Raw genomic sequence first — 12,476 nt, 5'->3', positions numbered from 1 at the left:
AGGTCCTTGGGTATAATTGCTGCCCGTTTGCGCACCCTGACTCAGATTTACTGGTGTAGAACTACTCACCTCCCATTTACGGCCGGTGTATCCTTGCGCAGCATTCGCCTCAGGCACTTCTGTCGCAGGGGTGTCTTCCGTAGGCACGCCATCCGTCTGTGACGTTACTGGCGTGTTTGTGGTCTTCGCCGCGACAGGCGGACGAGCAGGTGTCCCCGCATTCGTCGGTGTTTCTGCGACGGCTGTAGGCGAATCGGTTTGCGTGCCATCATCTGTCATCGATGGCGAACCGTTGCCCGTCACTGTCGCAGGTGTATCGTCCGTTTGCGTCGCAACTGGCGTTGTGATTTTCGTTGTTGTACCTGCTAAAAGCCTAGGTAAATCGGATCCCGTCGCACGATCGTGCTCATCAATAACCAATGATTCACTATTAGGAATAACAGCATACGCTGTAGCACCATCTTTCCCTTTTATTTCGACCATTTGAGCACATGCATCATCCCCGCTTAGAAGTAAATTGAATAAGGTTACCAGCTGCGGATCTGCTTGCTCTTGGCACTCAGATATTAACGTCTTTAATCGCGCTTGACGCTCCTTAACTGGCGTCTCGACAACAGTGACTTCAGCAGCATCAGCAAAGGGTAACGTGACCCGCCCGATCGATGTTGCATCAGTTGTTTGCGTGCCGATATTATTAACATGCGACTCGTTAGGGGTCTTAACTTTATCTTCTGAAACCAGATTAATGTCTGGATCCTTGGAAGAGTTAATAAAGACATACCAACTGTTATGAAAGTTACTAACGTTGTTAAAACAGTTATTAAAAACATCTCCGCGTTCGGTGTCTTTGTCCGTCACATCTTCTGTATGCTTAGGTTCCGGTAGCTCGGCCAGGGAAGGCAAATGAAAAGGGCGCTTAGTTGGTAAATCTTTGGGGGCATCAACTTTAGGCGGCTCCAACGGGGCTTTTTTCTTCTCTTTATCGCCAGCGACAAATTGGGATCCACCATACATAGCTATCGCAGATGCATTACCATACATCACCACAAATACCGTCGGTAATAAACTAAATCCTAAGGTGAAGGGAGCTAACACAGTACCGATTGTTACGGCACCGGCGATCGCAGCCAAATGAAACTTAGCCTTTTTCTCTGTGCTCACTCTATTTGATTTTTTAGTGCTTTCTTTAATCTTTTTAGGCTTAACTTTAGAATGAGGCTCTTCCGTCTCCAAAATACTAGGGGCAGTAGAGACACTCTCTGGAATTTGAGGTTCCGCAGATCTAAGTGTTGGAGCTCTAACGTCCAATAAAGAGGTAGATCGTGCTATATTCCTAGGTAGAGCCTCACAGTCTAAACGTGATAACTCTGGCATAGAAGTACTACGAGTCAACGCTGGATTAAGTGCCATATTAAAATCTCATCTTTTCAAATAAATTAATGCTTAACCGTCTCACATTATCTTCGGAATAATCTTGCTCAGCTATTGTGAGAGTAAGAAATCCATCAACACGAATAAATACACCTTTTGAGGCCATTTCAAATTGTAAAATAAGATCAATAACGGCCTCCAAGTTAACGAGATGTATTAACTGAAAAAAAGGAAAAACTGGCAGCAATAGATTGTCTGGGTAATCTCTAAAAATAACACCCTCATTTTTTTCGAGGCGCTGTAAAAATTGTTGAATGTAGTCACACGTTCTAGTTTTCATTTACTTTGGACAAACCAATACAAGGTCATTATTAGTTAACGACAATATTTCTTCAACACTAAGACTAGTTTTAAACATAGTACAAGATGCCATCAGAACTAACGTTTTCGGTAATGAAGATAAACTAGTTTTCAAATAGTTAGCATCAATAATGAGTGTATCCACTTTTAACAATGCAGATATGTTGAAATCTCCTATAATAAGTTTGCAACTCATTAACAGAGGCAACTCATCTATATCCATCTCAGGATATGATTTAAACGCTAATCCATACTGGCTTAAGACTTGAGTGATTACATAGGATAAGTAATCCTGTTCGAGATGGTTCACATCCAAACCGAGCAACCTGCCTGCTTCGCATAAAGAAACATATAGTTCAGCCTCGATACCAACATGCTTTAAGCTGAGTAATATGAAATCCTGCTGCTGAAATCGATGACATACAGCCCCCACATCAACTCTAATCTCTTGATTATTAAAAGTTGTCCCAGCAATCTGATTAACTGCTCGGTACATTGCTGGTTTCATCTCATATTTTGGCATGAGAGTGACGCGCTCTTGTTTCATATATTTCACCGATTCCTAGATAACAGTGCTAATACATCCATACTCATTTTAAAATCTATATCATCGATCCAATCACGTATTCCAGCAGGTGTTTTGCAAACAAAGTCATAAAGCTGTTGATAAGCATCTTTCGAAGTCACCTCTTCAAAATCAACACTTTGTACTAATGTTAAAATAAAGGTAATTTTATGAAATTGACTATCTAGTATCCCTTCTACCACAATCGCTTTAACTGTTGTTTCAGAATAATCGCGCAACATAGCAAACCATTCGATTACCGCTTGTTTATCGGCATATATCTCCACATCAGATAATCTATTCCAACTAAGCCGTTCTGACTTAGCCTTTAATAACTGATAAGGATCAAGTGTTTTGCCCTTTAAGTGACAATGCGAGATACGAACATGGCGATTATTTGTAGGCATTTATACTTTACTCTTGAATATAGTAACGGCGACATAAAGCCAATAATGACAGTAAACCATCTAAATTATGTTCATAAGCGACAAGTTGCTGCACTGTTTTGCTATTAGCATCCATATCCCCTGCGGAAGACTTAACATCTGCAATATATTTTTTAAGCTGTTTTCTTAACGTTAATGGATATAAGTGCTCACAGTGCTCTGCCGCATGTAATATCCAAAGTTGAGCATCATTTAATGATTTAACATCAAGTAAATTATCAGAGAAACCTTGCCAATCGCGTAACGCCTTGAGCTGATAGCTATTAAGCTGTCGAGCAAATTGCCTTTGCTGATCCAATGTTAAATTTTTACGTTTAACCCGGAACAGACGAGGATATTTTTTAGTTCGCTTGTCGACTTGCTTTATATCTTTTACTCGGCGAGGCTGGCGGTGGTCACCAGCCTTTTGAGTTCGGTTAATATCCGAAATTTTTTCGGTGCGTTGTGTCACGGCAAAAGAAACGGGTCGAAGCATAGTTAATCAGAGCGAGCTTAGGCTCGCTCTGCTCCGTATTATCGGTTAGTCACTAAACTCGCTTTCGCTACAGCTTCAAGGATCTCATTTAACTTCACCGCTTCAGCAGTCAGATCTTGAATATATTGATCAAGCTGAGCATCAAACTTCTCTTTCAAGTCTTTGCTCGCTTGAGTCTCTTCTTGTACTTTCACCTGTTCAGCATTTTGAATTTCGTTTGCATTGCCAACCATACCATCAGCCATTCCACCCATTTGAGTGACAGAGTTGTACTTGGCAGTACGCTGCTGCTGAAGATTAGCACTGTATTGATTAAGCTCTTTTGCTGTTAGATCTGAGACTTTAGGAGACTTATCAACATTAGTGACTTTACCAGACTCAAGATCCGTCGTTTTTAATAACTTGACTCCTCCTGTATCCGCAGCCCCTCGGTCGCCCATTTTGGATAAGTGTTTATCCTTCAGCGTTTTAGTTTGGCCAATTCGAACAGTTGCTGCAGTTGTCATTCCCATGTTAACCACAGATGACGCTAAGGTAATACCGAAGCGTAATTTGGCATCTTGAGATTTATCTTGCGCGAGCATAGTCGCCAACTCTGACGTAGCAACAGCTTCACCAATGCGATTCTTCATCACTTGAGCGCGAACCTGTTGAGACGACTCAATAATTTGTGCTAAAAGTGCCAGTAAATCAGCCATTGAAACCGAGCCTTTGTTGGCCTCTTTCAATGAGTTTTCATAACTGCCCCATGCTTTTTGATCTATCGGCTTGAGATTATTAACAGAAGAAGTCTCTTCAGATTTTGTCGATGGTAGTGACAGTGCACTCATTTGTACTAAATTCATAAATTAACTTCCTCTTACATATTGATTGAAATAATCTTGTCGTTGTATTCGCGCTGATCACTATTAACTTTAAAAAGTGATTCAAAAGCATGGCTTACCGCACGCAACGCCTGATTAAGCATGGTCAAGATTTGCTGGATACGTGTTTCCAACTCCTCTTGGTTTGCTTTAGCAATCTCAAGATCTTTTGTAATGTCGGCAGACTTAATCGCGTAACCGCTACTCACGACTGAAGTTGCATTTGAAGTAACCGAACTTGCTTGAGCAATCTTTGAGGTCAGCTTTTCACCACCACTTGCAAATGACTTAATCTTATCGAGTAAAGGCTCAATCAACTTCATAACTTTGTTGACCATACCCTGAATTTTTGTCGATATAGTGCTGAATGACTTCAACGTTTTAACTGCGTCGACAGCCTTATCAACCATAGTTGCGACTTTCGCAGCCCCACTCGCAACAGCCTTACCCGCAGTCGCCATCATGTTCCCAGGATTGAAACTGACCACCATACTGATAATGCCAATAGCAATCTCTAATCCCATTGATACATAGCCCCTGATCTCTTCAGAGACACCTGCGGCTTCCATAATCTTATCGACAATTTTAGGCAACACGATCGAAGCAATCATGAAACCAATCATCACTGCAGCCATAACAGGATTGAATGGCGCCATTATAATTGCCGCAAGAAAACCTAATCCCATAGCAATCTTGCCCCAAATGCCTTGGCTCTTTTGGGCTTGCTTCTGTTCTTCAATCTGCGCCATACGCTCTTTAAGCGCATCGATCTGAGTATTTTTTTGAATATCTATCAGTGTTTTTTTCGCTTCAGAGTTTTCTTTACCGGTACCAGAAAACGCTTCAGCGGCCAGTTTCATACTCTCTTGCACCATGCGCCAGAGCTGACTATCGGACACTCCAATCGTATTGCCTGGTAAGGGTTGATTCGGCTTAGCCGATTCTGTCGCAGCAGTGTTTTGGCGCTGAACACTCTGGCTCTGTTCATCGACTGTACCAATAATGCTTGGCGCAGCGACGGTAATCATGAATGTACTCATAGTTATTTCCTTTCATGTGACGATACTGGGAATAGATGCGCACTCACTATCAGAGTTACTGAAGTGAGCTTGCACATCTAAATTCTCGCGATGCGAGCGGCATGTTCCCAGTGCTACCATGCCCTTCTATTTTGTACTTAATACAAACACGACTCTTTAGATGTTCCTTGCGAATGCCATTTGCTCATCACGGCAGACCTGAATCCAATACTTAAGGGTCTGCTGCAGCATCTTGACTTGATCGCCGATACGGTTAATTTCTTTAATATCTTCATCAGTAAGCTGTCTAGGCGAGAAGTTTTTATAAAGATCTGTTAAATATTGAGCCTGAATCGTTCCGTCATAATCGAAGGCCTGAGTCACTCCAGGTGGTAAAGGCTTATTTGTGTCCGACGAATTCTGCCAACCAGGACACTTAGCACTGAACAAGTACGCCATCGCATCCATATTGGCTAATTTAGTGAGTAGTCCATCAACCTCTGCTTTACTGCCAGTGAGAATGGTCTCGACCTCGGCTGCCGATACTGTTTGATCACCGTTTAACGCGCTCAGCAACACAATTCTTGCCATAGGGCTAATATCGTTAAGGCCGCTGGTGATCCAGCCACCGGCATTGGGATCGTTATACACAGACGAGGTAAAGCGACTCGATAACTCTGTGGGCGTCGTCGATGAGATATTGCCGCCACTCATAGCTGACATAGCTTGGTAAGCAATGCTATCCGTTGGAATTTTCCCCCCCTGAATCGCACTATTCAGAGTACTCCAAACATTATTGACCTTCGCCCCCAATTGCTCAGGGGTAAAATCCCAATTGGTATGACTGCCACTACCAGTTTTTTCCAGTAGAGTCCCCAATTCTTTCAAGAAGTTAGCGTCTTCTAAACCGTACTCTTTACTATTACTCAACACATCGAGCAGCACCAGCTGGAACATGTTCTCGTACTCAATTCCGTTAATCCCGCCCTCTTTCATAGCAGTAAACATCTGCATAATGGCGGCCTCGAATGCAGGTTTTCCACCACTGGTCCACTTATTAACGATGTCTAATTGACTTCCATAGCCCTCAATACTCGTCGCAAGAGCCGAAGCAATAACGGCCTCGGAATGTTGACCCGCCATAGCCATCACCACTTGTTTCTGCTGCGCCGCAACCATTAATAGCGTTGTTACATCCCCCGTTTCGACATCGAGTGAGGCGAGCGCACGGTCAGCAATCGCCAACTTAGATTCATTCGCGACAGGCTGCATAGTTTTAAGTGGTGCATTTTCGGTTGTAGACGGCAATGTCCACTGGGGCTGAAGACCAGAAACACCATTAATACTCATAGCAAACTCCCTGTTGATTGTTAGATATTTCTAGCGAATGCCATGAGTTCATCCCGGCAGATCTGAATCCAGTACTTAAGGGTCTGCTGGATCATTTTCACTTGATCGCCGATACGGTTAATTTCTTTAATATCTTCATCGGTTAACTCGCGTGGTGGAAAGTCGGTATACATATCTTTAAAATAACCGGAATCCAATCCAACCCCCTCCCAATCAATCACCTTATGCCCATTTTGAGTGACTTCACGCCAACCGCTATCTTCCCCGTGACCATCATTTTTAAAGAGAAAATCCATAGCAGATGTATAACTTCCGCCCGGTGTATTATTTTTAATAAAGTCATTCAACTCACCCACTGACCCAGTGAGAAATAAATTTATCGTATCTTGCGTTACGTCAGGATACTTATTTAAATAGGCAGCCATTAGTGCCATACGTAACATAGGCGAGACACCTGCATCACTTGGATATCCAGCATCACCAATAAACGAATATTTATTTTCAAAATTATTTTTAAAGTGGTCGACTAATGCAGATGGTGCGCCTTGTTTATCTTTTAAAAATGTCAGTACTTCATTACACAGGCTGTCTTTCGGAGCATTTTTCAACATAAAGTCAAAGATAGCTGTACTTTTATCTGCGAATTTCTGTCCATTCCAGCCCTCATGATATCCATGTGAACCAGAACCCGTGCTCTCTAAAAAATGCATCATGTCTTCCATCATCTGTGGCGTGAGATCTGGAAAGTCAGCTGAGTGTGAAATGTAATCCATAATGGCTAGCTGAAATAAATCTTCAATTTCATTACCTGTGATACCATCTTTCAGAAAACCTTCGAACATTTCTCTCATTGCACTTTCGAACATCGGCAGACCACCAGTTGTCCAACCTTGTATATGTGCTAATTGTTTACCATAAGCTTCAATGCTTCCCGCCAAAGCAGAGGCGATCGCGCTTTCAGAGCTCAGGCCAACCATTGAGCGTACAACTTCTTTCTGATGGGCAGCAAAAGTAGCAAGCGTCTGAAATGGAGATGGCTCACTCTTAGTAAATGGCAGAGCTTTATTTGTTTTTTCTTCTTGCTGGGAGGCAGACTTAACTAACTTTTCTATATCATTTAGATTTTTTTTATCGGCATCAGTCAAAGATGAACTTTTTTGTTCAAAATTTAGCGCATCTGATAACACTCGTGCATTATTCACTATCATTTATAGAGTCTCTACAATTTAAGAATCCTGTATCCTCTTGATGGTACAGGTTGGGAATGCACTCACACAGAACAGCTAAATGTGTGAGTCATGAAATTGGCTTATATCTCAAGAAAAAACTTAGATTCAAATGGTTGTTTCATATTGACTCTGCAATACTATCTATAATTAAGGTAAATACGGGCTCAGCTGCGACTTAAGATAATGATATCGTTGCAGATAGAAATCATTTAAATTATCTTCTTTTACAATAAGCCAGGTAACACTAGCCTCGGTATATTCATTTAACTTATAATGACACAAAGAAATGTTGAGAATAGTTTCATCTAGATCATTTGTCGGGAAAGTCTTTAATATGTTTAGCACTTCCAAAGCTTTTTTAAATTGCCCTTTTTCCAAAAAAATGGCAGCTAGACATCCTGGGCCTCGATGATCATACGGATTTAAACCAACATAGGCAGAAAAAACAATCTCAGCTTCCTTAAATTGGAAGTCAGTATAAAACTTAACCCCTAATTCATAAATTGATTTTAGTTGAGTTATTGTGATTTTCTGCGACTTACGCATAGCTGCAATATCTTTTTCAATGACTGTGCCACTCAATAGCTCAAAAAAGTCATCACAGGTTTCACCTGGGCGTATTGTATTTTTTTTCATATAAATTCAATCCAATTTTAACGGTTATTTTACCCGCCGCTGAGTTCGATATCTGTATCCTTGGCGACTTGTAAGATAAAGGCATCAAGTCTAGTTGAAGATTTTACTGCTAATATGGATTCTGGCAGTGATATACCTAGTCTTAAAGCCCAAATGATGGCATGACGTGGATTGTGAATAGCCAATAATGCTACTCCAAGTTTTTGGGTGCACATATTTTTTGACACATTAGAATCGAGTTTAATTCCTAGTGTACTTGACCAGAGATATTGACTTTGATTGAGATATTGCTTGCTCAGCAGCCAAGAGCGATCACTCGCGTCACCTTTGCGAGCTTGGTATATGACTACGCTACCCAATACTTTCACTAAAGCAGTAATTTTTGAACGTCTAGGTGTAAACCATACCTGTACCTCACTCTCGGTTAGTGATGTAAGCACACTATATTGATCCGGGGAAAGTCGCCGATTGACCAGTAAATAATGTAAGTATGTTTGATGAAGTTTTTTATACTTTTTCATTACCCGTATTCTGAAAAAAATAACTGACAGTTAATGTATCCAACTCTGAAACTAAGCCTTTCAAAAAACGCTCAATATTCAACTTATTTTCACGTTCGATTTCATCAAAGCTAAAAATAATAACCGAGACTCGCTTATTTTTTTCCCCAGTGACGATAACACTGCTCCGTAGCACATTGGGAATAACACTAATTTTGTTATATATTTCGCGGCTCTCAAGCAAGTTTCCCTTCACTATCTCTAACTTACTCAAGCTAGCAAATTTTGACTCAAGCAGATCATTTAGATCTTCTCGTTCAAAATAGAAATTGAATTTTGTTAACACTTCTCTCGCCTGAGCTAAGTGATCTTTATCAACATAGACAAGATGACGATCCTTACTAATAGATAAAGAAGCGGAAACCTGATATCGGGCCAGCAGAACAACCACTTTATTAGCTGCATCAGCGGAATCAAAATTGGCAACTTCTACTCGGCCCTGATCATTACATCCAAAGAGTACAAGAAAAACTATCCAGTACAGTTTTTTCATCACTGGGCCTTCATGACATCATTTATTGCAGTGGCAGACTTCGAAGCAATTTTAGTTACTGTTTCCTGATACATGCTGTAATGAAATACCGATTGTTGTAAGGCCAACGTATCCTGCAAGGTAATCGTTTTGCCATCATTTATCTTCTGTAAATTATTCATAATCTCTTGAAAACCTTCACCAATATTATTAAAGGTATCTTCAAATACAGAAGGTTGTATCGCTTGTACATTAAGATCTACCATTTCTAAACAACTCTTTAAATCAATACGCTTCACAATGTTTGATATTTAACCGCTGCTATCGTTAGCAAGCAAATGAACAAACTGGAATCAAAGTGAAAAAACACGAGTTTAAAAATAACTTTTTAATACAATGAGTTAATTAATAGCCCCCGAGTTATTAGTTAAACTCCTAACCCGTCATATCCAAATATATGCGCTTTAGGAAAGTATTTATCGGCTTCAGTTTTACGCTTTACCCAAAACTTCAACACCTTTCCTTCTCTAAGTAAGTCATTTGTAGTCGAACAGCTTCGCTATGGCCTACAACATAAATATTCTTAATACTTTATCGGGTAGACAATTGATTGCTAAAAGGGCTATAGATGACACCATTAGTCACATGACGAACACGCGTTGCATTGGATTTAGAATCAATAGCCACTTTTTCAGTGCATTATGGAGCCAGCTTAGTCGGATATACTGGAGACAGTTGATGAACAGATAATAATGAAAGAACATTAAAATTAACTAAATCATTTCTCTTGAATCATCAACTGCAGAAATTTCATTCCTGAATAATGATGTAAATTACTGGCTAGACTTTGATATATGCAACCATGTTATTGAACAGTTTCAGCTTACCGGCCAACACTCGTTCTACATTAGCGATATCTGCGGAAAACTCTGTCACTACTGTTAATTTCTCTTTCTTTATATTAAAAAAAACGTCTTCATCAGACATGAGACTCTCTATTATTTTAGGTGCTTTATTTTTAAGCATGCGTTGATCACGCAAGGGGATTTCAATAAAAGTTTGCAATGTTCTATCATTTATATAAACAAATATCTCTTCTCCGCCATTCAATTCGATTGCGATAGGATCATCACCCTCGATGCGAGATAATAAGCTTGGTGACACATTAAAATCATCTACGAGTGTTTTATAAACAATTTCTCTGAGTTTTTTCATAATACCTTCCGTTTAAAAGTTAATATTTAACTATTCAATGTTAGAGTTGCCCAAAAAGCAGATGGAATTGATCATAAATCCCACCGCCAACTTGTGTAAGTAAAACGATAAATACAACTAATTTAGCCGCCATAGGTAAGCCTGGATCTTGCACACTAAACACAGTTTGCAACAGACCGACAATAACTCCCGTGACGACAAAACTAAGCGAAAAAATAATAATCGCACTCTTGAGAATGTCTAAGCATGCCGCTGTGACATCAATGACGGTCATAATAATCCTCAAGAAAGTTAGTCACTTTGTTATCCTCAAACTGGAATACGTAGTACTTATTGCGAAAAAATACTCGATAGGTGTTCAATTGCGCATATTGGGTAAAATACTCGGGTGCGATTTGGTAATGCAGCATCAACGAAGACAATACAGGTTGGACAGTCATGCCTGCACTCACAGCTCCAATCGCCACAAGTTTAGAACCTAGACTTGGTAATTCCATCTGAGTTACTAAAACTGAAGATTTTTCCTCAATAAAAACCTTATTTATGTGCTGACCTCCCTCCTTTACTTCTAAATTTGAATGAACTGGTACAAAAGCTTTAATAACCGGGTCTTCTTTCTTCTCTCCGGCGGATAAGCCTTTATTAGCATTCGATTCTCGCTGTACTCGAGTCAAAACAGGTACATTAGAGTGAGCAACTGTTAATTCTGATTGCTTTTGAAGATTCACTCCAGACTCCCCCTCCATAGCCGCCAACCGACTTATTGGTGGTGATTTAATTGGTGACGACTGAGTAGGTTGAGGCACTGCCGCCATAGACTGGGGTGGTGTCGTCAGTGAGCGCGTAGCCTGTTCTGAATTCACAACTGGTTGCTCTACTATCAAGGATTTGCCAACCAGCGTCGTTGACACTTGAGCATTCGCTCCAGACTCTCGTCCGATAACAGCGGACGGCTGACTTATTAGTGGCGACTTAATTGGTGACGACTGAGTGGGTTGAAGCACTGCCGCCATAGACTGGGGTGGTGTCGTCAGTGAGCGTGTAGCCTGTTCTGAATTCACAACTGGTTGCCCTACTATCAAGGATTTACCAACCAGCGTCGTTGACACTTGAGCATTTGCTCCAGACTCTCGTCCGATAACAGCGGGCGGCTGACTTATTAGTGGCGACTTAATTGGTGACGACTGAGTCGGTTGAGGCACTGCCGCAATAGATTGAGGTAATCGCGTCTGTGAGCGCGTAGCCTGTTCTGAATTCACAACTGGTTGCCCTACTATCAAGGATTTGCCAACCAGCGTCGTTGACACTTGAGCATTCGCTACTGACTCAAACCCCATTGCCGTAGTAGGTTGCTTTATTAGTGACGACTTGAGTAATGGCTGAGAAAGTTCAGACTTTGCCCTCAGAGGGAGCGTAATCTTATCCGCACCTACTGTTGACTGAGCTGTGTTCAAAGACTTGCTGACTGGCACCGTTGAAGATGACACCTGGGTATTCATCGCAACCTCATCAGTGTTGCTCACTTTTAACTGAGATTGAACATGATTCGCTACTGGTATTGCACGTCTAGGCCGCTGCAAATTAGCCACATTTGCCAATGGTTCACTGGTCTCGAGTTTAAGCCGACTGCCACTAACTGCATCAGACGAATGGATTCTGATAGCTTTACTCGCCGAAAATATATGCTGCCGAAGTGGTACATAAGCCGTGACAGGTACAACATGCCCCCAAATAAAACCCTCTTCTTGCTCAGCCTCATGGCTTTTAATGGCCTCCTTTTCACCATCAAATGTTGATGTATCATGAGAAGAAGCCTGCCGTTTTGATAGATTCAAAAGCTGTTCAAATTCGCTCTCTACTGGGCTCAAACAGGCTATTTGGGCAACTGGGGCAAGTCTATCCATCTTTGTCATTT

The 12,476-nt window shown here is 41.2% G+C and carries 15 protein-coding genes and 1 pseudogene; all 16 read right to left on the bottom strand.

The window, feature by feature from the left end; genetic code table 11:
• A pseudogene (locus L5L91_RS15640) lies at nucleotides 1-1,131 on the bottom strand (hypothetical protein); the annotation flags it as partial.
• A gap of 280 nt (nucleotides 1,132-1,411) precedes the next feature.
• Nucleotides 1,412-1,711: a hypothetical protein gene (locus L5L91_RS15635; protein WP_263200859.1), complete on the bottom strand. Its 300-nt coding sequence runs from the start codon at nucleotides 1,709-1,711 to the stop codon at nucleotides 1,412-1,414.
• Nucleotides 1,712-2,278: a hypothetical protein gene (locus L5L91_RS15630; protein WP_173497862.1), complete on the bottom strand. Its 567-nt coding sequence runs from the start codon at nucleotides 2,276-2,278 to the stop codon at nucleotides 1,712-1,714.
• 5 nt (nucleotides 2,279-2,283) lie between these two features.
• Nucleotides 2,284-2,703 carry a hypothetical protein gene (locus tag L5L91_RS15625; protein WP_049821674.1) on the bottom strand — a complete coding sequence of 140 codons (420 nt, stop codon included), beginning with the start codon at nucleotides 2,701-2,703 and terminating at the stop codon, nucleotides 2,284-2,286.
• A 7-nt stretch (nucleotides 2,704-2,710) separates the two neighbouring features.
• The gene (locus L5L91_RS15620) at nucleotides 2,711-3,217 is read right to left on the bottom strand and encodes a hypothetical protein (protein WP_028759493.1); all 507 of its coding nucleotides are present in this window, start codon (nucleotides 3,215-3,217) and stop codon (nucleotides 2,711-2,713) included.
• Between the two features lie 38 nt (nucleotides 3,218-3,255).
• Nucleotides 3,256-4,062 (bottom strand): type III secretion system protein, encoded by an 807-nt coding sequence (locus tag L5L91_RS15615; RefSeq protein WP_173248270.1) that lies wholly within the window; start codon nucleotides 4,060-4,062, stop codon nucleotides 3,256-3,258.
• A 14-nt stretch (nucleotides 4,063-4,076) separates the two neighbouring features.
• Nucleotides 4,077-5,120 carry a VspD gene (locus tag L5L91_RS15610; RefSeq protein WP_173248272.1) on the bottom strand — a complete coding sequence of 348 codons (1,044 nt, stop codon included), beginning with the start codon at nucleotides 5,118-5,120 and terminating at the stop codon, nucleotides 4,077-4,079.
• A 156-nt stretch (nucleotides 5,121-5,276) separates the two neighbouring features.
• Nucleotides 5,277-6,449 carry a hypothetical protein gene (locus tag L5L91_RS15605; RefSeq protein WP_173248274.1) on the bottom strand — a complete coding sequence of 391 codons (1,173 nt, stop codon included), beginning with the start codon at nucleotides 6,447-6,449 and terminating at the stop codon, nucleotides 5,277-5,279.
• A 20-nt stretch (nucleotides 6,450-6,469) separates the two neighbouring features.
• Entirely contained in the window at nucleotides 6,470-7,657 is a 1,188-nt protein-coding gene (locus L5L91_RS15600) for a hypothetical protein (RefSeq protein ID WP_173248276.1), read from the bottom strand.
• A 168-nt stretch (nucleotides 7,658-7,825) separates the two neighbouring features.
• Nucleotides 7,826-8,314 (bottom strand): tetratricopeptide repeat protein, encoded by a 489-nt coding sequence (locus L5L91_RS15595; RefSeq protein WP_173248278.1) that lies wholly within the window; start codon nucleotides 8,312-8,314, stop codon nucleotides 7,826-7,828.
• A gap of 29 nt (nucleotides 8,315-8,343) precedes the next feature.
• A complete protein-coding gene (locus L5L91_RS15590; RefSeq protein ID WP_263162472.1) occupies nucleotides 8,344-8,835 on the bottom strand; it encodes a regulator in 492 nt (163 codons plus the stop codon).
• A complete protein-coding gene (locus L5L91_RS15585; protein ID WP_173248282.1) occupies nucleotides 8,822-9,367 on the bottom strand; it encodes a type III secretion protein in 546 nt (181 codons plus the stop codon). Before L5L91_RS15585 ends, L5L91_RS15590 begins: the two co-directional genes overlap by 14 nt.
• Nucleotides 9,367-9,645 carry a type III secretion system inner rod subunit SctI gene (sctI, locus tag L5L91_RS15580; protein WP_263162474.1) on the bottom strand — a complete coding sequence of 93 codons (279 nt, stop codon included), beginning with the start codon at nucleotides 9,643-9,645 and terminating at the stop codon, nucleotides 9,367-9,369. The genes L5L91_RS15585 and sctI overlap by 1 nt, the downstream gene beginning before the upstream one ends.
• Nucleotides 9,646-10,186: 541 nt before the next feature.
• Nucleotides 10,187-10,561: a hypothetical protein gene (locus L5L91_RS15575; protein WP_173248284.1), complete on the bottom strand. Its 375-nt coding sequence runs from the start codon at nucleotides 10,559-10,561 to the stop codon at nucleotides 10,187-10,189.
• A gap of 40 nt (nucleotides 10,562-10,601) precedes the next feature.
• The gene (locus tag L5L91_RS15570) at nucleotides 10,602-10,835 is read right to left on the bottom strand and encodes a flagellar biosynthetic protein FliQ (RefSeq protein WP_173248286.1); all 234 of its coding nucleotides are present in this window, start codon (nucleotides 10,833-10,835) and stop codon (nucleotides 10,602-10,604) included.
• Nucleotides 10,822-12,474 carry a hypothetical protein gene (locus L5L91_RS15565; protein ID WP_263162477.1) on the bottom strand — a complete coding sequence of 551 codons (1,653 nt, stop codon included), beginning with the start codon at nucleotides 12,472-12,474 and terminating at the stop codon, nucleotides 10,822-10,824. The genes L5L91_RS15570 and L5L91_RS15565 overlap by 14 nt, the downstream gene beginning before the upstream one ends.
• Nucleotides 12,475-12,476 lie beyond the last annotated feature (2 nt).

The organism is Shewanella sp. SM55 (genome assembly GCF_025654025.1).
GTDB lineage: Bacteria > Pseudomonadota > Gammaproteobacteria > Enterobacterales > Shewanellaceae > Shewanella > Shewanella oncorhynchi.
This window is presented reverse-complemented; position numbering and strand designations above follow the sequence as displayed.